Genomic DNA, 20,514 nt, shown 5'->3' on the forward strand with positions numbered 1-20,514 from the left:
TTTTGCGTAAATACAAAATAACAGCGGGTATCATCCCATCAATAATGAAACATCAAAACACTTTGTATGAAAAATGCAAAATGTTAGAAAAGGATTAAGAGCATATTGGGAATATCTATTTTAGAAGTAAAAATTTTCCATTTTGGGTTATCAAGTAATTAATTCCTAAGAAAATAGTGGTTCTATGGTTGAGGAAATTAATAAACTCACGATCTGAAAGGGTGAATTTTTTCTCAAAGAGATGTTTCAAACATGCTCTAACTTAATAGGGTATTGTAAAGTAAAACGTACTACCTTGATTCTCTTCAGATTCCACCCATATTTTTCCTTTGTGACTTTGTACAATTTTCTGGCAGTTGGCTAAACCAATTCCTACCCCTTGGTATTCATCTTGCAAATGTAGTCGGTGAAACATTCTGAAGATTTTATTTCTATTACCTTCTGCGATACCAATACCATTGTCTTTCACACTAAAAACCCAAAAACCATCATGGCTATCTTTTACATTAACTGTTACTTCAGGGATACTATCTGCTTTTTGATATTTTATAGCATTACTGATTAAATTTTGAAACAACATTCTCATTTCCGACTCTGAACCATTGATCATTGGTAAATGATTGATTTGAAGATTTACCTCTTTGGTCTCTAACAGTTTTTTGAAATCATCTCTTATTTCTTGAATCAATCTATTACAGTCAATGTCTTTCTTCTCCTTTTTTGTTCCTAACCTAGAATATTCCAACACACTTTTGATCATGTTTCTTAATCTAGCTGTCGAAGTGCTGATATATTTCAAAATTTGCCTGCAATTGTCGTCCATCCTTTCATCGTAAGTAATGAATAGAATTTCCACAAAACTTGATATAGTATTTAAAGGTTCCTGAAGATCATGAGATGTGATGTATGCAAACTCTTCCAATGATTTATTCTTCTCTTTGAGCACACGATTTTGATGCAGAAGTTTTTGTTCAGCTTCTTTCAATGCAGAGATATCCTTGTATGTTATCATTACTGTATCCTCAGATAAAGGTGTCGCCTTACCAACATAGGCATTCTTATTAACATTCTCATCTCCGTAAATTACTTCTCCTACTTCCAGCACTTTCTGTGATTCAATACTCTCTAAGTACTTCTCTGCCAAACCTACCTCATAAATACCAGGAAAATGGGTACGAAGGTCCATACCAATAAACTTCTTGAGATCAACACCGCAAGCTTTAATATTGGCATCATTGGCATAAACTAAGTCAAAGTTTTGTTTCTCGAAATCAGTCACTTTCAATACAAAGATGGGTGTATCTAACTTATCCAGTAGACTGTAGGTATCTAATGCATCATACATGGTATATTTCAAACTGGTTCTACACTATACAACAATATTTTTGAGGAATAGTTCAGTTTCATTACATGAGTGACAAAATGGAGATTTATGCTCATTTTTGATTTTCACTTTAACACAAGAAGGTAATCTTACAATACAGTAAAAGAGAAAGGTGGAAGATGATAAAAATAAAACTTGTTCGTAAATTGTAACCCAAAATAATTGAAACTATGAAAAAATTTGGTTTAATAGGATACCCTTTGGGTCATTCTTTTTCAAAAAAATACTTTACAGAAAAATTCCAGAAGGAAGGAATTGAAGGGTGCGAATACGAACTTTACGAGCTTGAAAAAATTGACATTTTCTCTGATTTAGTTTCCAATACTGAGTTAACTGGCCTGAATGTAACTATTCCTTACAAACAGGATGTTATTCCTTACTTAGATCGATTGGACCCTGCCACTGCAGGTAAAATTGGGGCAGTCAATGTCATTAAATTTGAGGAAGACGGGACAAAAACAGGTTACAACTCAGATTATTACGGGTTTAAAACATCACTTTTAGAGTTTTTACCTCATACAAAATTCAAAGCTTTGATTTTAGGTACAGGCGGTGCTTCAAAAGCCATCAAAGTAACTTTAGAAGATTTGGACATCCCTTATCAATATGTGTCTAGAAATAGAACTGAGGAAAGTATTTCTTATGCTGATATTACAGAAGAGATTTACGCCACTCACACTTTAGTGATCAATACTACTCCTCTTGGTATGCATCCTAATGAAGGAATTGCTCCCAAGTTGCCTTATGAATTGACGACTGAAAATCACTACTTCTTTGATGTAGTATATAATCCATCTATTACCGAATTCATGAAATTAGGTGCTGAAAATGGTGCAAAAACCTTAAATGGCTTGGATATGCTAATTGGACAAGCAGAAGCCTCTTGGAAAATTTGGAACGGAGAGTTTTAAATTTGAATGAAGTATGTAGAATGAAGAATGTAGACCTAATTCTTCATTCTACATTCTTAATTATTATTTCAATTTCTCATTATTTTTGTGTCGGTCAGCATCTCTGATTGATTTCTTTTCAAGATTCTTCTTTAATGCCTCTGTCAGATCAATACCCGTTTGATTCGCTAAACAAACCAATACAAATAGTACATCTGCCATCTCATCACCTAAATCCACTTCTTCGTCAGACTTTTTGAAAGATTGCTCCCCATATTTTCTAGACATAATTCTAGCCACTTCCCCCACTTCTTCCATTAAAATAGCAGTATTTGTCAGTTCATTGAAATAGCGAACGCCTGTAGTGTTGATCCATTCATCAACTACTTTTTGTACTTCTTCTAGTGTCATGATTTCTTATTTTATTTTGGGGTAAAATAAAGGAATTAAAAATTAACAATGAAGAATTAAGAAAATGAACGATAAAATATTACTCATAATTCATTAGTGATTTGATTTTTACTTGCAGTTTTCCTCCTAGTGGCATTGAATGGAAAAGCGTTAAGAATTTCATAGATCAATGGAAAAAATGAAGAGGACAGTAATTTGGAAGGGTAAAAATAAAATTATGAGACGTGCTATTTTGAAATAGGTACTAGTTCTTAATTGAAAAAAAATTGGGCATAAAAAAAGCCCTCAAGGGCATCAAATCATTATCATATTTCGACTTTCCACCGATTGGAAAGTCGGGTATTGTTTAAGCTCCTTGCTTAACCGTACCCTTTATCTCTTTAGAGATTGTTTCTACTTTTGCTTTTGGCTCTGCTACCGCAATTCTTACAGGAAAGCCTGCTGGTGTTACTGTTATAATTGTTTTCATAATTTTAAATATTTATTTGTTTGTTTTAATTACTATTGGAAAACCTGACGGGGTTGTTGTGATTACTGTATTTTTCATAATTCTAAAATTTTAATTCTTGATATAGTTTTAATTACTTTCTGATTACTACTGGGTAACCTGTCGGTGTTATTGTTACGAATGTATTTTTCATGATTCTTTTATTTTAATTGTTATACAAATTATTTTACTGTTTTAATTACAACTGGAAATCCTGTTGGAGTCATTATTACGATTGTGTTTTCTAACTTATTCATTTTTCTTTTTGTTTAAATGTTTTCGATTTTGTTTTCATTATTATTACACGACAAAGGTGTAGGAAAGTTTCGAATTAATAAAGTGTGTTTATACAATTAAAAGCTATATAAACGAAATATTAATAATGCTCATTTACACACTTTATTATATTTTATTTCGATATTTAAATTTATAAAAGGAAAAAGAAATAGAAGTGTACACGCATCATTTATAGAATTGATGCAAGTGTCTGACTGTACACTTAATCGAAATTTTCAATGTTAATAAATTGTTAATGTTTTAATTTCTAGAATTTCCAATAAAATTTCTTCAAAAATGTAACTCTTTGTAATTAAGTGACTTTTAGACGCTTTTTTACATGATGTGAATCTTGATAAGCTAAAATGTTTTTGGCCATGCCTGGAAAGACAAACATGTGTAATGGAAATACTAAGTACCAATACAATCTGCCCCAAACTCCCAAAGGCCTGAAAGTCGCTTTTTGTTCCAACCATTGTTTTCCGTCTTTGTTCTTCACTCTAAATTCCAGCCAAGCCTCACCCGGCAATTTCATCTCTGCAAACAACAATAGTCTTTGATGCTTTTTATCTGCTAAGATCACTCTCCAAAAGTCCAATGCTTCACCTGTTTTCAAATCGTATTGGCTTCTTCTTCCTCTTCTTAATCCAACACCTCCTACCATTTTATCCATAAAGCCACGAATTTTCCAAAGCCATGTACCATAATACCACCCTCTTTCACCACCAATAGCCCATACATTATCCAATACTTCATCAACAGGACGTTCAATTGGGTATTTCCTAAAATCCACAAAACAGCCATATTTAGGTACTTGAATCATATCCAAGAAATCTTCACGTACTGGACCAATAATAGATTCTTTCCAACTTGATACTACTTCATTTTGAGCAATTTTCTGGAAAGCGCTTTCTAATGCTTCCTCATAAGTTAAGAGCTTTACAGGAACGATTTTTTGAATCTCACTATCATTACAGATCACTTCATTACCCATGCTTTCTACTAAACTCCTTGCTAGAGAATAAGTCGTGGATGTCACGAAATACAACCAATAAGAAGACAGATTAGGTGTAAAGACAGGAACTACGAGAATCCGTCTTTGTAATCCTCTTACTTTCGCAAACTGCAAAAGCATGTCCTTGTAATTCAATACATCTTTACCACCAATATCAAATACTTTATTATAGGCTTCTTCTTTTAGCATCACTCCCATTAAATAATCCATCACATTACGAATCGCTATGGGTTGGCATTTGGTCAAAAGCCATTTTGGGGCCACCATCACAGGCAATTTTTCCACTAAATCTCTAATGATCTCAAAAGAAGCTCCACCTGAACCAATAATTATCGCTGCTCTTAATACCGTCAATGCACTACCGGATTCACCTAATATATGCTCTACTTCTACTCTTGATTGAAGATGTCTTGATAACTTTGAACAATTGGCTATTCCTCCCAAATAAATAATTTGCTGACATTCTGTTGTCTTGATAAAATCTCTAAAGTTAATCGCTGCTGTTTTCTCCATTTTCTCAAAATCAGCAAAAGAGTTACTCATGGAGTGCACCAAGTAATAGGCTACATCAAAATCTTTCGGAATATTTTCTAAGGAATCTGCATTAAGTAAATCACCTTTCACCACTGTCACCGAATCCAAGAAAGAATAATCGAAGTCTTCAAAATCAAACCGCCTCGGGTCTCTACACACACAAATAACTTCATGCCCTGCCTCTACTAATAAAGGCAACAAACGTCTTCCTATATATCCTGTTGATCCGGTAAGTAATATTTTCATGTCTATTGTGATTGGGTTGTACAACAATAAACAAGCTTAGTGAGTAATTTGTTGTCAAACACTCTATTTATTATGAAACTTATTCATTTTAATCTATTTTATCCTCTAACACCCAATTAATCAAATAATTATGATCTAATATACTCCAAGAATGAGGATGTCGGGCTCCATTTTTTCTGAATCCTTTATCAATCGTTTTTTGAAAATCAACTTTTGCTTTTTGTGTCCTTAAGTATTCATCAAATAATGTAAGTGTATGGAAGTTTGTTTCTTCTAAAACTACTCCACGGTTTTCTTTCCACCACAATGGAGCGTATTCACTTATCAATAAAAATTTAGTATTTGAGATCAATGATTTAGAAAGCTTCGATTCTTTATTATTCTGGTTAAAGTAATTATAATTATTGATCGTAATCTGACTTAAAATGGAATTAATGTACCTAGCTTCATTTACAGCGACTTTTGAAAAGTTCTGACGTATTTTCGTTTCATTTACTTTGTATAGGTTTTTTAAATCAAGAGGCGCATCAACAATAAAACACCCTTCAATTGAAACCATATTTGCTCTCTGCAAATAATCACTAACTATTAAAGCTACATTTCCACCACTCGAAAAGCCCCCAATAAAAGCTTTATGATCAGTAAACTTATCTTGTATTAAACTGGAAATTCTTTTCCCCAGTGCTCTTTTTTCTTCTTCCTCCAAAAAAAGCCTTCGATTAAAACCTATATAAACAATTGATATATGATTGGCAATTGCTTTTCCATGAATATTCAAATGTTGTTCTATATGTTCAATAGATTCTCCAAAACCTGGAAAAATAAAAAGGACATTATTGCTATTTTCAGCTTCATAAATTCTGACTTGTATATCATTTGAAACCACTTGAGCATAACAATTGAAAATTAGAAAGAAAAAGAAAAGCGTTATATATTTTTTCATTGTTGTTGATGTTGAAGTCTAATTAAAAAACTAGAGCACAAATATTTGTAGAAGTGAGATTGTTAAGGAGACTAAGGCGATACTATTTTAGTTCTCAATTTTTTGCTTAACTGCTTTTTCAAAAGCTGAGTAATCACCAAACTTTTGCTGTCCGGTTAATGGCCAATTTGTATAGATTTTTTCTACAACTACTTTTGATGCAAGGATTGCTTCATAGAGACCTATTCCTCTCTTTCCTATTGTTAAGTTCTTTTCTTCAGGAAAAAGAATTAAATCTGCTACTATCACACTTTTTTCTTCCTCTAAATAAAAAATTAAGAACTCTTCTGTATGGCTTGTCTTTGCCCCTATTTCTTGGCATTTAATACCAAATAATTGCTGTATTTTACCTTCCTTCACTATTAAATATTGATCATAGCTTCCATTAGGTATAAATGGCTTTTCTAAACCAATTGAATGTTTATTTTTAGCTAGCTTCTTAAAGTACTCTACATTTTTACTCGTCGTTACAATAGGAATGTCATCTTCAACATAAGCCAGTACACCACCTGCATGATCAGGGTGATGGTGAGAAATAAAGCACGCCTCTATCGGTAATTCAAACTTCGTTTTTATTGCTCTTATTAGTTTTCTATTGATAGATAACTCAACGGGAGCTTCAAATAATAATAGTTTGTCATAATTTTTATATAAGTAAGTTTTTACATTAAAGGCAGGTAGTTCAATTTGCCAAAAATCTTCAGTGATTTGATTAAATACAAAGTCATTTTGAATCTTTATTTCCAATTGAGTCAATACCTCATTTTCTAATCTGTCACTATATGAGTAGTGCTCTACCTCACTTACTCTCAACAATAATTCATTTTCTCTATATTCTAATTGAAAAGGTAAAAGTTGATTTTTTACTTTCCTATAATCAGAAAATGAAATGCTCTTTTTTGAATCACCATATACATTATCATAGTAATAGTAAAAAATCTCATCAACTAAGTTTTCTTTATTGATATGAAAAAAATATTCAATCCCATTACTGATAAATGAAAAAATATCCTTTCCTTTTTTATTTATACAACATTGATTTCTATCTATTGCTTTCAAGAAAAGATAGATATTGCTGAAATACACTAATTGGTCCTCTAAAGAGGAAGCTTTTACATCAACACTACCAAACTTTTTCACTATCTTTTTCTGCTGATGAGTATACGAATATTGATAAAAGTTATTTCCATTATACTCATAAATAACCTTCGAAAAGATCTTACCTTCAGAATAACGTGTTTCAGTATCAAACAGCAAAATTTTATATTCTTCAGGTTTTGAATAATGCCCAAACTGATGGATTGTTTCTCTACTTTTTACATGATATGAAATAGTACCATCCTGATAATTCATTTTTTTCAATAATACATCTATTTCAGGTAAGTCCGTTGAGTATACATTATTGATACAATAGAAAAATAAAAGAACTGAATTTAATAATGTCTTAGTCATTGAATTAAAAATTTATAGCATGTAAAACATACTCTATGTTTGAGTGATTGAAGTTGATATAGTTATTTTCTTAAAGTTTGAAATGTAATAATTACTTCCAGCTGTCTCTAATAGAAAAATAGTTATCTATACATATGATTATCAAATATTAATCAATTCATTTTACTCTTGATATTTTTAACCCTATTTAACATAAAAATAAGTATTACATATTAATTTAATAAGTATGTGGCTCAAAATAGAAAACAACTTATCTATTCATTGACAGATAGTCATGTATATTCCAAAAGTACAGGGCTTGAAAATAAGGCAAGAACATTAAACCCAATAAGTTTTTCTACTGTAAGTCTTATCAACTATAAAATTCATATTTGAAAAAAAGCAGAATAAGAGCCACAATTTCTTTGGGACAGAAACTTAATTTTAGTAATAAATCATTAACTTCTAGTCATATAGAAAGCGGATAGGTAAAATGCCTAACCATTAAAAATGAGAATTTTACTAATCTAAACCCCTTCTATTTCTAATAAATTTGAGTGTTCTCTTTTCATTCTACGGAATAATAATTCTTAATGAAAAAACTTTGTTTGTCCTTAAACGTTATTTTGTTTAAGAACAAACAATTAAATAACTTAATTATATTTACAAAATATTACTACCGTGACAGCATTAGAATCTATACAACAGTTACAAGAACAGATCTCCAAATCAATTATAGGCCAAGAGAAAGTGGTCAACCGAATTATTTCTTGTTTAATATCAGATGGTAATTTACTGTTAGAAGGTCTGCCTGGATTGGCTAAAACAAGGGCCATTAATAGTTTAGCAAAAAATATGGATTTAGGGTTGAGTAGAATTCAATTCACTCCCGATTTATTACCTTCAGATATTACAGGTACAGAAATTTACCAAAGTCAAGGTGAAGAAAGCTTTGTGTTCCAACAAGGACCTATCTTCAACAATTTAATCCTAGCGGATGAGATCAACCGTGCTCCTGCAAAAGTACAATCGGCTTTATTGGAAGCCATGCAAGAAAGACAAGTGACTGTAGCGGGTAATACCTACGAGTTACCGAAACCTTTCTTTGTAATGGCAACACAAAACCCTATTGAGCAAGAAGGTACTTATCCTCTTCCTGAAGCTCAAATGGACCGTTTTCTAATGCATGTTATCGTGAATTATCCTTCTGAAGAAGCAGAATTAGAAGTATTACGTTTGGTAAGAAACGAAGAGAAATCTGCCGGAGAAAAGAAAGAATCTAAAGCAAAAGATAAACTGCCAAAAGAAATTGTATTTGACGCTCGTAAAGAGGTACAAGAAGTACACGTTTCTGAGGCGATTGAAAAATATATCGTAGCATTAGTTTACGCTACAAGAACTCCTGAAAAATACAGCGAAGATTTAGCAAAATGGATCGATGTAGGTTGCTCTCCTCGTGCGACAATCGCATTGGACAAAGTAGCTAGAGTACAGGCTTGGTTGAATGGACGTGATTTTGTGAAGCCGGAAGATATTCAAGAGGTAATCAAAGATGTGTTCCGTCACAGAATTGTAAGCAGTTTCGAAGCCAACGCTTTAGGAATTTCCAAGGAACAAATCATTGATGAACTGATCAGCAAAGTAGCGGTCGCTTAACCCTTTCTGCTATGAGTAAATCAGAAAAAGAAAATCCAACATCGGGTTATGTCACCCTCCATGAATTGCACGGTATGCAGTTTGAAGCATCGGGCTTCAGCTTTTTACCAAAATACAAAGTGCAATCGCTTTTGGCAGGCCGACATAAATCAGCGATGAGAGGAAGAGGTTTAGATTTCAAGGAAGTTCGTCAATATGTTGCGGGTGATGATATCCGAAACATTGATTGGAAAGTGACGGCACGTACTCAAAAAACGCATACCAAAGTATTTTCAGAAGAAAGAGAACGCCCCGTTCTTTTAGTGGTGGATCAATCTTCTTCCATGTTTTTTGGAACACAAAGCTATTTGAAATCGACTGTTTCCGCTCACCTTGCAGCACTTGGTGCTTGGAGAACGGTAGATGTGGGAGACCGAGTAGGTGCGTTTGTTTTCAATGACACAAAATTTGAAAATATCCGACCTCAGAGAAGTTCAACGGCCATTCTTTCGATGTTGAAAACCATAGAAGTTTACAACAATCAATTGAATGCTCAACAACCTCCTCAGTCCAAAACGTTGATTTTGGAAAGTGTTTTTCAAAAAGTTAGAAGTACAGTCAATCACGATTACCTGATCGTCATTTTATCCGATCTTAGAGGAATTTCAGACAAAACCATTCATCATATTTTCAACTTGAAAAGACACAACGATGTTATGATTTTTCATATTGAAGATGACTGGGAAAAAGAACTTCCATTGAGAGCCATTTCCCTTTCCAATTCGGACCGTCAGGTTTCTATTGAAAACAGTATGAAAAAAGTCCGAGAGAAACATCAAAAGGCTTTTGCGAACGAAAAAGAAATGCTCACAGATCAGTTTGCTGAATACGGTATACCTGTACTCACTTTCAATACCAACGAAAGACCGGCAGATCAGCTTCGTGATTTACTAAAAGACCATTAATTATGCCTCAAGATTCCTTACAATTCCTAAAGGACTCTACACAGCTTGCCAGCGAAGTATTGGACTTTATTCCTCCGGAAAAGGTAGACATGTCTCCTACCGGTCCAGGATGGTATATCTTGGGTGGAATAGCCGTCTTATTGGTACTGATCGTAAGCATCAGAGAGTACAATCGCTACCTTAATTCTACTTACAGAAGAGTAGCGAATAAGGATTTAGATAAAATAATCAATCAAAAGTTATCCCTACAGGAAAGTGTTTTTCAGGTGAATAGCACGCTGAAAAGAGTAGCACTGACTTCCTACGACCGTGATCAGGTAGCACATCTGAACGGTGAAGAATGGGTTGCTTTTTTAAATACACATTGGAAAAATAATTTTTCTGATAAAGAAAGTGATTTACTGATCAATGGAGCCTACATGAAGCCTTCCGCCGATCATGATGAAACACTGACGCAATTGATTCAATCATCAAAAAAATGGATTAAAAGTCATGTATGAGTTAGCCTACCCGTGGATGTTTGCACTGCTTCCCCTGCCGATTCTTATATGGTGGTTAGTCCCTGCATACAAACAGAAAAAAGATGCATTGTACTATCCTAAGTTTGATGAATTGACAGAAGCTACTGGTCTGAAACCTCAAAAAAGTGCCACAGTTTTAAAAAGAAAATGGTTTCAGTACCTCGTCAACTTTCTAGTTTGGTGTTGTGTAGTAACGGCAATGACCAACCCACAATACATTGGCGAACCTGCCAAAAAAGTAAAGAACGCGAGAAACATGTTGATTGCTGCTGATATTTCGATGAGTATGAATACCACCGATTGGTTTGATGCCGACGGTAATCGTATCACGAGATGGAAAGCTGTTCAAAATGTATTGACTGATTTTATAGATAAAAGAGAAGGTGACCGCATCGGTTTGATGATGTTTGGTAGTGATGTATTTGCCCTGCCTTTCACACCTGATTTGGATATTATCAAACATACCGTAGATGAAACAGGTATCGGTATGGCAGGTCATAAAACGGCGGTTGGTAATGCTATTGCATTGTCCACTCAAGTTTTTGAAGCAGATTCTATCGATCAAAGAGTGATGATTTTACTGACCGACGGTCAAGACAGTGGTAGTGAAATTGTACCGATCACTGCTTCTCAAATGGCGGCCGAAGACAGCATCAAAATCTATACGATTGGTATTGGTACAAAGAAAAGTTCCCAATACGAATTGGATGATAAGACTTTGAAAATGATCGCTAAAAATACAGGTGGTGAATATTTCAATGCCGGAAATGTAGAGGAACTCAATACCATCTACGACAAGCTGAATGAAATGGAACCGATTCAATTTGAAGATGAGGGTTACAGACCTACTCGTTTGTTGTTCTATATTCCATTAGCAGTTGGATTTGTCCTCGCACTTTCATTGCAGTTTATTACTATCACTGTTCAATTTTTCTCATCACTTAACAGACGAAAATCATGAAAGAAATAGAAGCATTTTTCGAAGGGTTTTCGACCAACATTCACTTTATAAGACCCGATTATTTGTGGGCATTAGTTCCGGTAGGTATTCTGTTTATCCTTTCATGGATTTCTATTCGTGAATCTGAAGGATGGAAGAAATTGATCAACCCACAGTTATTGAATTTACTATTGATCAAAGGCAATAAAAAGAGAGCTTGGTTTCCTAAAATGCTGATGATTTTCACAGCAAGTATCTTAGTCATTGCCATGGCAGGTCCTACTTGGAAAAGGGTAGACAAGCCAGGTAATCAAACCGAAGCCAAAGTAGTCATTGTACTCGATATGAGTAGATCGATGTTGGCAACGGATATTGGCCCTAGCCGATTGGAAAGAGCCAAAATGAAGATCAAGGATTATTTGAAAATCAATCAGGGTGTACAAACCGGCTTGGTGGTATTTGCGGGTTCTGCTCACGAAGCACTACCTCCTACCAAAGATTACAAAACCTTCCGTTCTACTTTGGATGCTTTAAGTCCTAGTAGTATGCCATTGCAAGGAAGTAACTTGCCGGATGCATTAGATCTTACGGATAAAATCTTAGAAAATACAGATGCACCAAGTTTTGTATGGATCATTACGGATGATATCAACGCTTCTGATGTACAAGCTTTTGGTCAAAGAAGTAACACCAAAGATCAATACAACTTATTGGTATTGGCCACTCCTCAGGGAGCACATATTCCTACGTATAGAAATCAAATTTTAAAAGATAAAAATGGTAAAGCAGTCACGGTTGGACTAAATACAGCTCAACTCCAAAATGCGATTGCCATGCCACATGTCAACCTTACGCCTTTCACATTGGACAACACTGATGTGGAGCTTTACGCAAAGAATATCCAAGACAATTTGGTCTTCACTAAGGATAGCACAAAAGCGGAAGAGGATTGGGTAGATGCTGGGTATTACCTTTCGTTTGTGGTTGCGTTTTTCCTATTATTCTGGTTTAGAAAAGGACTTTTAGTACAATGGACTTGGATCTTACTCCTTCCAATGTTCTTTATCAGTTGTGATAGTATTGACCAATTGCCAAAAGACGATTTAAAAGCCAAAGACCTTTTTTATACGAGAGATCAACAGGCTCAAGAATTATTGGATAAGGGAGATACAGCCACAGCAGCAGTAACTTTCTCTGATCAATCTCAAGCAGGTTATACCTACAGCAAAATGGGAGATTATGAGAAAGCGGCAGATGCGTATGCGGAAGACATCACCGCCAATAATATGTACAACTTGGGTGTTTCTCAAGCCAAATTAGGTAACTGGGAAGCTGCTCAAAAAGCCTTTCAAATGGCTTTAGATATTGATCCTCAATTTAAAGAAGCGGAGAAAAACCTCAACATTGCATCTGAACAAGTTCGTATGATCAATATTCACATGTCAGAAGGCAGTAAAATCAACGAAAAAGATCCTTTAAAAGGAAAAATATACGAACCTGAAGCCGGAGAACTTGAACAGGAATCTGCTCAACATTCTGACAGAAAAGGGGAAGGAGAAGGGGAAACCATTCAAGAAATGGGAGAAAAAGAAGTGAATCCTACTATGGAGGAACTCTTGGAGATGCAGTTTTCTGAAACCAAACAGCAGTCCAAGGCAAGTATGATCCGTCAGGTGAAATTGGACCCTTCGATGTATCTCAAAAAGAAATTTCAGTATCAGTACCTCACTGATGAAGACAAGCCTAAAAAATCAGATCAGTCATGGTAAGAAAAAGCATTATAATCGTACTGACGTTGTTTTGGGCATTGAATACTTACGCTCAAAAGAAAGTCAACCTGTTTACCACTACGACCATCAATCAGAAGGAAGTAATGGTAGGACAGCCTTTCAAAGTGAAGCTTTCCATCTACACCACTACTTGGTTTACGGAAGGATTGAATTTTGAAGATTTTCAACTGCCTAATGCTTTAATGATTAAAGACGGCAGAGCGATTCCGAACTCTTTACAGATCGGCAAGTATCAGTATTCAGGAGTGGAACAAACGTATTGGGTCTTTCCTTTTTCCGCTGGTGAAAACGTATTTCCTTCTTTGGAATTGGAGGTAACTACCCCTGACCCAGGAGACTTTAAAGGAAAAAAACATACGCTTCATACCAAAGAAAAGTCGATCAAAGTGGTTCCTCCACCTGTGGGTGAAGATCCAAAATCTTGGCTGGTCGCTTCTAGTGTAAGAATTTCTGATACTTGGAATAAAGACTTGTCTCAAGTAAAAGTGGGTGATGTTCTCAAAAGAACGGTGCGTATCACAGCGGGTAACACGCTTGGTCCAATGATTCCGGTGAGAACTTATGATTCATTAAACTGGGCTGGCGTTTATCCAGAGCACCCAACCAATAGTAATTACAATAAGGACAATTACATTTCGGGTACGCAAACGCAAGTAATCACCTACCTTGTGCAAGAAGCAGGTGAATTTGAAGTATCAGGAATTACAGTTCGATACTATAATCCTTACACCAAAAAATCGAAAGATATTTCTTCAAAAAACAGAACCATCACCATTGAAGAAAATCCCAACTTGAGCATGTTGCAATCACTTCAGGACAGTTTGAATAAACTCAATCAAGTTCCGGAAGAAGTAGATACAACTCCTAAAAAAACATGGAGAGATTACGTACCTCAGCATTGGGAATATATTCTTTTAGGTCTAGTGATTCTTTGGTTATTGTATAAATACAGACCAATCACCAAGATCAAAAAGAAACTGGAGGATATCCGTTCGACTTCCACTTACAAGGAAAAACAAGCTTACAGTAAGCTAAGAAGTGATATCAAAAAAGGAAATATCGAGCAAAGCATTCAAAGTTTCTATCAGTGGATCAATACCCTGCCCAATCAAAGTGTAAGCAATTACAGAGAAACACTTTATAAAGCTGTATTGACGCACAAGCTGAGTGATTTGATTTCTGAAATTTCCGATATCAAATACAGTCAAGGTGGAACGGTGATTCCAAAAAGCCTTCAAAATGCCTTATTGGACCAATTAAATTGGGATCGAAAAATTATTCTTCAAGTGAAAAAGAAGAAGAGTTATAAGGAAAGAAAAACGAAGCGTTTGGAGGAGTTGAATCCTTAATTATAGAAGAAAGGTTCTTGCAGAGATGTAAGAGCCTTTTTTTAACTTTCAATCCATCTTACTACTGGAATTTCTACAGTCTACTTTCAAGCTTCTTTCTTCTTCATTTTTCCATTGATGAAAAACGAAGCAAAAAATCTAGGCTTAGAAGTCAAAAGCTAAATTCCATTCCTCTCGCCTAAATGATTTAAAACTCGCTGCGCTCAAACAGGAAAATCATTTTTAACGGCTCAATACATGAAATTCTTAACGCTTTTCCCTTCAAGACCGAGGAAAGCACTACTAACCGAATTGGGTAGAATGTCTAATGGCGTGAATGTTTTAAGCGTCAGTGTCATTCATGCCTTACAGATCACCGTAAATCTCCTGATTTCTAATAACCATAAATATTCTAAAACTGAGTTTAAAGTTCAATAACAACCTAAAAATTAAACAAATATCAATTCTTAATTATAACGATTTCGTGTAATTCAAATCCCAATTCGTATAAAAAATTCCTTGCTAAAACCCGCACCTTTGTATCGTTCAAAAACAATAAGGAAACACTATTTTAAATATGAAGATTATTTCACAAGCATTGCAATTCTTTAAATCGTTAATCCATGATTTAACATCAAGTACTTTATTAGAAGGAGATTATTATGATTCAGTAGATTAATCAAAAACCTTCAAAAAATATTCTGGCTAAAATTCCAATAGCCGACATCAAATACATATTCAATTAATAGATAGAAAATGAAAAAAGCATTAATCATCATCGACGTACAAAATGATTATTTTGAAGGAGGAATTTACCCTCAATTCAACACGACTGCAATAGTAGAACCTACCATAAAAGCGATAGAAAAAGCAAAACAAGAAGGAATCCTGATTGTATTTATCAAACATGAAGCACCTGAAGGATTTTTGGTAAAAGGTACTGAAGGAAGTGAAATTCACGCTGATTTACAGCCTTACTTAAAAGATGGAGTTATCGTTACAAAAACATTTGCCAACAGTTTTAAGGAGACTAATCTAGAAGCTGTTTTAGAGGAAAATAATGTGACTGATTTAATTATCACTGGTATCATGACTCAAAACTGCGTAACACATACTGCAATTTCACAAGAGTCTGAAAAATACAATGTCACTGTAGTGGGCAATGCATGTACTGCTCCAAATGAAATGGTTCATAATGTTGCATTGGTTGCACTTACTGAAAGAGTTACGGTGATCAATAGTATTGAAGATTATAAATAAGAATAGAATAGCTAATAGATATTGCTCTTATTCCTTTCAGAGGGATAAGAGCTTTTTTTGTTTTACATTTTAATGCTGATTTTTGTTCTCTGAATAGATTCATCTATCTTTAAACGAGCTAGAAATCAGTCTTTCAAGACTAAGACTTTTTAATCATAAATATGCAAGCTAACAAAATCATCTCTTTCACTTCCTCTTGGAAAAACACTATTTTTATCACGCTTATTCTATCCGTTTTTATAAGTATTATTTTGATATTGCTTCAACCTTTTGATACTTATACCTACAATGCTCCCTACAAAAATTTGAAACTTGCCGGCTATAGTTTATGTGTGATTATACCCTTATTAAGTATACATGCTGTTGAAAAAATATGGTATAAAAAACACAATCAAAAATGGAAGTTTCTCAATGAGGTACTCGTCCTTACTTTCGGTTTTTTCTATATCAATTTATTATGCTATTTATACAACTGTTATGTGATGAATGATGTTCAACCTACTTTGGCTGGACTGTTCTATTGGAATATTTATTATGGCTTGCCGTTCGCGTGTATCTTCATCACATTTTGGGCTTACTTACGTTTCCGTTTTGGACAGATTTTGATGGGTGAAGAGAAAATAGAAAACAAACTGATCTGTATAGAAGGAGCTAATACCAATGAGCAAATTCAATTTGAATGGGATGAGTTTGTCATGGCGAAATCTCAATCCAACTATATTGATATTTTTCTCTATACAAAAAATGGCGAACAGCAGAAGTTTACGTTAAGAAGCACATTAAGTAAACTTTTTGATCAACTGCCGATGGCTACTCAAGTACATCGTTCTTTTTTAATCAACACTGTTTTCATCAGCGAACTCAAAGGAAATACTAGAAAAGGTGCCGCCGTTTTAAATCACATAGAAATGGAAGTTCCGGTCTCACCAAAATATTTCTCCGCATTAAAAAAAGAGCTTCAATTTCATCCCTAACCCTTCAAAAACAGCCCTAGGCGTTCAATTTCGGCATTTAAACTTCAAGCTCATCACTCCCATTTTTTCATAATAATTCATTGAAATACCTTTGAATCAGTGTTTAATCAAAACGAAATTATTATGAAATCTATCACAATTCTATTCATCGCTTTATTTATTACTTTCTCATCAATTGCTCAAGAAAATAAATCAGAACACAAAGCCTTTCTTGATAAAGTATTTCAACTATTAGAACAAAGAGTGGCAAATCCGAGATGGTTAGAAGAAGACAGTTTTATCAAATTTAAGCATCATATGTACGCTGAAGAAACGTTGAATCTTGATGAAAAAGAATTTTATTTAACTTTCAACAGACAGTGTAATACCCTTTCTTTTACGCACTTTTATCTTAAAAAAGTAAAGTCAACGACAACAGCATCAGAAGATGAAATAGAAAAACTGTCATGGAAAAAAATGAACGATTCTACCGCTTATCTTGATGTTCGTTCTTTTGCTGGAGGGGCTCATCAAATGTACCAAGCACTTCAAGAAATTGGAACTGATACTTTCGAAAATTTAATTATTGATTTAAGAAACAACGGAGGAGGTTCGTTGGATGCTCCAGTTATTTTAGGTCAGTTTTTAACACACAATCCTATCGATGCAGGGGTTTACCTCACCAGAGGATGGTATACAAATCACACAAAACCTGCTACAGCTGAGGAAATCACTTCCCTGCCCTTTTTGATGGATTTCACTTATACTGGCATTTCAAAAATGTTTATGGAAAACCCTGCCTTTAGAATGGTGATTCCTTCTCATAATAATCCAACTTTTAAAGGAAAAGTATATGTACTGGTCAATGAAAATACAGCCAGTGCGTGTGAACCATTGATCTACTTACTCAAAGAACAAAAAATTGCCACATTGGTAGGTACACCATCTGCAGGGGCAATGCTAAGTGGAGCTTCATTTGAAGTGAATGAGCATTTTAATGTCTTTATTCCAATTGCAGATTATCAAACTTACAATGGATCAAGATTGGATAAAGTGGGCGTTGCTCCTGATGTCTATGTTGAATCAGATAAGGCACTTGAATATGTGTTGGAAAGTATCGATTTAAAGTCGAAGTAATTCTAATTTTGACTTCGCTAAAAAGACAAGACCTGCCTATATTTCTATAAGCAGGTCTTGTTTTTACTTAAAGAGCTATTGTCTTTTAGTTCTCATTGTTTTTATCCACAAGCACAACAGTACTTTCAAAATAGATTGACTTATTTACTTTCTTCTCGAATTTCTGTCCTACTGTTTCCTTAGCGGCCGCTTCTGCCGCAGCTGCCGTTTGAGTTGGAGTCGTAATCACTGGTGCTGGCATCTTTGCAATCACAATATTCACTCTATCATTTCTATCTAAGAAGATATCAAATACATCCTCATCTGTATAGAATTTATTGAGTGTAAATACCTCCCAATTTGTACCATCAAAATGACCAATAATATTATCTTTTGTGGCTACCCAAAGCTGATTTTCTTTGTCAAAACACGCTTTCTTGACCATTGTAGAATTTGGTGCATCAGGGAATTTCTTGTCCAATGCCTCTTTTAATGCTTGGAAAGAAGTAATCTCATTTACTGCACCATCTTTTATTTGTGCTACTCCTTTTCCTCCAATACAGTTCGCTACACCATTATAGTCTTCAATAATAAAGTTAGATAAATTGCCTTCTTTAGGGTTCTCATACACTTTGAAACCGTCTTTTGTAAAAGCACCTACCCCTTTTGAGTTACTCACCCAAAGCGTTCCTTTTTCATCCATTCTCATTTGGAACAAACCATATCCTGTTCCAAGTCCTGTCTCCTTTTTAGTGAAATACTTGATCTCTCCACCATTCATTGGGTGGTAGACATAGCCTTTTCCTGTCGCTAACCACAATGCATCATTTACATTATCATAGACCATTAATTTGGCACTTTTACCACCAAGTTTTTTATCTAAAACAAAAGTGATCTGCTCAACAGACTCATCTGCTTTCATTTTAAAAGTGAGCTTTCTAGTGGGTGTAGTGATATAAAGAGCACCGCTTTTCTTATCAATAGACCAGTTTGATGTATAAATTTTAAAGTCTGGATATTTGTAACCCGCTTTCTTCGTTAAATCTTCAATTGTAAATTCTTTAGTGTTTCCTTGAGCGTCAATCTTTCTGATTGATTCACCATTTACAGCTAAAATGTATTGGTTACCCAAATCGTCATTAAGATGATCTTGGCCTACTAATTCCAAGAACTTTTCATCTTTATCAGTATAAGAATTAAGTATTTTCAAACTGCTTTCAGATTGATAAGTAGGTAAATCAAGTATTACAACTGCACCTCCATTAAATGTTTGTTCCTCAATAAAACTTTTGTTCTTTCTGTTATATTTAGTAGAAACATTTGCAGTAGCAATCACAAAACGGTTTTTATCATCTACTTCTATATCTGTAATTTTAGGATAAGATGAACTTAATGTACCACAAATGATTGTCTTTGATTTCTTGAAGCTCATATCAATCTTTTTAGCATTGATATCATAAACCACTACATTGCCTGAAGCCATATCAATCAACGCCTCTCCTTTATCGTTAACTGCAAACGCTTTAATATTATCTGTTTTAATAGAGAATTGCTCTTCTAATTGTCCTTCCTTAAAAAGGAATACTTTGTTTTTACCAGTCACCCAATATCTCCCTTTTTTATCTTTAAAAATATCAGTCAGGATGTGTTCTCTTTCTGAAGCAGCAGACATCAAAGGGTTTTTATCGTTTTCACTAGGCTCCTTTGGTAGCTTTTCTATTTTGTAGTCTGTGCCATTGAAGTATACAAATCGATATTCTTCAGTACTTGAACCGTCTTTTCTTTTAATGACTTTACTTAAACCTGCAATAAACCCTTTGTCAAGACCAACGATATTATACAATGCCCAAGTACTTTTATAAGTATCCGGAATAGCCACGTACTTTCCTTTAACACCGGCTTCTTTCATTATTCTCAAGCCCATTTTCACATCTGGGATATACAAATTGCCTTCCGTATCCCAGCCTGCTGACTTAAGATCCATCAATTCATGAAAATCTGGATTAGGCTTATATCCTCTTACAAAGTTTTCCAAATTGACAATAGGATCTCCATGCTCTTCACTAGAAAATTCATGAGCTTTTACATTTCTGACCTGGCCATTACTGACCAAAATAGCTCCCTGTTGACTTGTACCAAATATACGTCCGTCTTTTAGACGTTTTAGGGAAGAAACATGACTGGCAAGAGGGACTGTTAACTTTTCATCTTGAGAGTACTTTCCATTCTGATAGACAAAGTCATTGCCATAGATAGTCCAATGTTTAGACGATTGAGCAAATACACTGTTAGCAAACAACGCTAACAAAAGTAACATGAAGTTTGATTTCATTTTTGAGGAATTTATTAT

General features: G+C 34.5%; 18 protein-coding genes. 11 read left to right on the plus strand and 7 right to left on the minus strand.

Translation table 11 applies throughout. From position 1 onward, the window contains the following. Positions 1-262: 262 nt before the first annotated feature. On the minus strand, positions 263-1,345 hold the full coding sequence (locus AVL50_RS23575; protein ID WP_062619044.1) for an ATP-binding protein: 1,083 nt from the start codon (positions 1,343-1,345) through the stop codon (positions 263-265). Between the two features lie 209 nt (positions 1,346-1,554). Between AVL50_RS23575 and AVL50_RS23580 the strand changes: the two genes are divergently transcribed. Further along, positions 1,555-2,295, plus strand: coding sequence for a shikimate dehydrogenase (locus AVL50_RS23580; protein WP_062619046.1), 741 nt, complete (start codon positions 1,555-1,557; stop codon positions 2,293-2,295). A gap of 63 nt (positions 2,296-2,358) precedes the next feature. Here the strand turns inward: AVL50_RS23580 and AVL50_RS23585 are convergent, their stop codons facing one another. The 5 genes from AVL50_RS23585 to AVL50_RS23600 form a co-directional block, all read right to left on the minus strand. After that, entirely contained in the window at positions 2,359-2,685 is a 327-nt protein-coding gene (locus tag AVL50_RS23585) for a nucleotide pyrophosphohydrolase (protein WP_062619048.1), read from the minus strand. Between the two features lie 346 nt (positions 2,686-3,031). Further along, a complete protein-coding gene (locus AVL50_RS33740) occupies positions 3,032-3,154 on the minus strand; it encodes a hypothetical protein (RefSeq protein ID WP_256366135.1) in 123 nt (40 codons plus the stop codon). A gap of 607 nt (positions 3,155-3,761) precedes the next feature. Beyond that, complete coding sequence (locus tag AVL50_RS23590) at positions 3,762-5,243, minus strand: SDR family oxidoreductase (protein WP_062619049.1); 1,482 nt, start codon at positions 5,241-5,243, stop codon at positions 3,762-3,764. 88 nt (positions 5,244-5,331) lie between these two features. Then, positions 5,332-6,186: a hypothetical protein gene (locus tag AVL50_RS23595; RefSeq protein WP_062619051.1), complete on the minus strand. Its 855-nt coding sequence runs from the start codon at positions 6,184-6,186 to the stop codon at positions 5,332-5,334. Between the two features lie 87 nt (positions 6,187-6,273). After that, positions 6,274-7,677, minus strand: a complete 1,404-nt coding sequence (locus AVL50_RS23600; protein ID WP_062619053.1) for an MBL fold metallo-hydrolase — start codon at positions 7,675-7,677, stop codon at positions 6,274-6,276. Between the two features lie 660 nt (positions 7,678-8,337). Between AVL50_RS23600 and AVL50_RS23605 the strand changes: the two genes are divergently transcribed. The 10 genes from AVL50_RS23605 to AVL50_RS23645 all read left to right on the plus strand — a co-directional run bounded on the left by AVL50_RS23605 (position 8,338) and on the right by AVL50_RS23645 (position 18,185). After that, the gene (locus AVL50_RS23605; protein ID WP_062619055.1) at positions 8,338-9,312 is read left to right on the plus strand and encodes a MoxR family ATPase; all 975 of its coding nucleotides are present in this window, start codon (positions 8,338-8,340) and stop codon (positions 9,310-9,312) included. Positions 9,313-9,323: 11 nt separating this feature from the next. Beyond that, the gene (locus tag AVL50_RS23610) at positions 9,324-10,256 is read left to right on the plus strand and encodes a DUF58 domain-containing protein (protein WP_044212566.1); all 933 of its coding nucleotides are present in this window, start codon (positions 9,324-9,326) and stop codon (positions 10,254-10,256) included. Between the two features lie 2 nt (positions 10,257-10,258). Continuing rightward, entirely contained in the window at positions 10,259-10,756 is a 498-nt protein-coding gene (locus AVL50_RS23615; protein WP_062619057.1) for a DUF4381 domain-containing protein, read from the plus strand. Then, positions 10,749-11,738 carry a VWA domain-containing protein gene (locus tag AVL50_RS23620; protein ID WP_062619059.1) on the plus strand — a complete coding sequence of 330 codons (990 nt, stop codon included), beginning with the start codon at positions 10,749-10,751 and terminating at the stop codon, positions 11,736-11,738. The genes AVL50_RS23615 and AVL50_RS23620 overlap by 8 nt, the downstream gene beginning before the upstream one ends. Beyond that, the gene (locus tag AVL50_RS23625; protein ID WP_062619060.1) at positions 11,735-13,486 is read left to right on the plus strand and encodes a VWA domain-containing protein; all 1,752 of its coding nucleotides are present in this window, start codon (positions 11,735-11,737) and stop codon (positions 13,484-13,486) included. The genes AVL50_RS23620 and AVL50_RS23625 overlap by 4 nt, the downstream gene beginning before the upstream one ends. Further along, on the plus strand, positions 13,480-14,856 hold the full coding sequence (locus AVL50_RS23630) for a BatD family protein (protein WP_062619062.1): 1,377 nt from the start codon (positions 13,480-13,482) through the stop codon (positions 14,854-14,856). Before AVL50_RS23625 ends, AVL50_RS23630 begins: the two co-directional genes overlap by 7 nt. Before the next feature lie 237 nt (positions 14,857-15,093). Then, positions 15,094-15,273, plus strand: coding sequence for a hypothetical protein (locus AVL50_RS33135; RefSeq protein ID WP_157491507.1), 180 nt, complete (start codon positions 15,094-15,096; stop codon positions 15,271-15,273). 318 nt (positions 15,274-15,591) lie between these two features. Then, complete coding sequence (locus tag AVL50_RS23635) at positions 15,592-16,095, plus strand: cysteine hydrolase family protein (RefSeq protein ID WP_062619064.1); 504 nt, start codon at positions 15,592-15,594, stop codon at positions 16,093-16,095. 161 nt (positions 16,096-16,256) lie between these two features. After that, positions 16,257-17,069, plus strand: coding sequence for a LytTR family DNA-binding domain-containing protein (locus tag AVL50_RS23640; RefSeq protein ID WP_062619066.1), 813 nt, complete (start codon positions 16,257-16,259; stop codon positions 17,067-17,069). 123 nt (positions 17,070-17,192) lie between these two features. After that, on the plus strand, positions 17,193-18,185 hold the full coding sequence (locus tag AVL50_RS23645) for a S41 family peptidase (protein ID WP_157491508.1): 993 nt from the start codon (positions 17,193-17,195) through the stop codon (positions 18,183-18,185). Positions 18,186-18,270: 85 nt separating this feature from the next. Here AVL50_RS23645 and AVL50_RS23650 read toward each other — a convergent pair whose 3' ends face one another. After that, positions 18,271-20,496, minus strand: coding sequence for a hypothetical protein (locus tag AVL50_RS23650; RefSeq protein ID WP_062619070.1), 2,226 nt, complete (start codon positions 20,494-20,496; stop codon positions 18,271-18,273). Positions 20,497-20,514 lie beyond the last annotated feature (18 nt).

It is taken from the genome of Flammeovirga sp. SJP92 (assembly GCF_001583495.1).
In the GTDB taxonomy this organism is placed as follows: Bacteria; Bacteroidota; Bacteroidia; order Cytophagales; family Flammeovirgaceae; genus Flammeovirga.

What these genes read in the sequence shown, in the direction of transcription:
- AVL50_RS23575 (WP_062619044.1), bottom strand. Translation starts at nt 1,345, where the DNA reads ATGTATGATGCATTAGATACCTACAGTCTACTGGATAAGTTAGATACA.
- AVL50_RS23580 (WP_062619046.1), top strand. Translation starts at nt 1,555, where the DNA reads ATGAAAAAATTTGGTTTAATAGGATACCCTTTGGGTCATTCTTTTTCA.
- AVL50_RS23585 (WP_062619048.1), bottom strand. Translation starts at nt 2,685, where the DNA reads ATGACACTAGAAGAAGTACAAAAAGTAGTTGATGAATGGATCAACACT.
- AVL50_RS33740 (WP_256366135.1), bottom strand. Translation starts at nt 3,154, where the DNA reads ATGAAAACAATTATAACAGTAACACCAGCAGGCTTTCCTGTAAGAATT.
- AVL50_RS23590 (WP_062619049.1), bottom strand. Translation starts at nt 5,243, where the DNA reads ATGAAAATATTACTTACCGGATCAACAGGATATATAGGAAGACGTTTG.
- AVL50_RS23595 (WP_062619051.1), bottom strand. Translation starts at nt 6,186, where the DNA reads ATGAAAAAATATATAACGCTTTTCTTTTTCTTTCTAATTTTCAATTGT.
- AVL50_RS23600 (WP_062619053.1), bottom strand. Translation starts at nt 7,677, where the DNA reads ATGACTAAGACATTATTAAATTCAGTTCTTTTATTTTTCTATTGTATC.
- AVL50_RS23610 (WP_044212566.1), top strand. Translation starts at nt 9,324, where the DNA reads ATGAGTAAATCAGAAAAAGAAAATCCAACATCGGGTTATGTCACCCTC.
- AVL50_RS23615 (WP_062619057.1), top strand. Translation starts at nt 10,259, where the DNA reads ATGCCTCAAGATTCCTTACAATTCCTAAAGGACTCTACACAGCTTGCC.
- AVL50_RS23620 (WP_062619059.1), top strand. Translation starts at nt 10,749, where the DNA reads ATGTATGAGTTAGCCTACCCGTGGATGTTTGCACTGCTTCCCCTGCCG.
- AVL50_RS23625 (WP_062619060.1), top strand. Translation starts at nt 11,735, where the DNA reads ATGAAAGAAATAGAAGCATTTTTCGAAGGGTTTTCGACCAACATTCAC.
- AVL50_RS23630 (WP_062619062.1), top strand. Translation starts at nt 13,480, where the DNA reads ATGGTAAGAAAAAGCATTATAATCGTACTGACGTTGTTTTGGGCATTG.
- AVL50_RS33135 (WP_157491507.1), top strand. Translation starts at nt 15,094, where the DNA reads ATGAAATTCTTAACGCTTTTCCCTTCAAGACCGAGGAAAGCACTACTA.
- AVL50_RS23635 (WP_062619064.1), top strand. Translation starts at nt 15,592, where the DNA reads ATGAAAAAAGCATTAATCATCATCGACGTACAAAATGATTATTTTGAA.
- AVL50_RS23640 (WP_062619066.1), top strand. Translation starts at nt 16,257, where the DNA reads ATGCAAGCTAACAAAATCATCTCTTTCACTTCCTCTTGGAAAAACACT.
- AVL50_RS23645 (WP_157491508.1), top strand. Translation starts at nt 17,193, where the DNA reads ATGAAATCTATCACAATTCTATTCATCGCTTTATTTATTACTTTCTCA.
- AVL50_RS23650 (WP_062619070.1), bottom strand. Translation starts at nt 20,496, where the DNA reads ATGAAATCAAACTTCATGTTACTTTTGTTAGCGTTGTTTGCTAACAGT.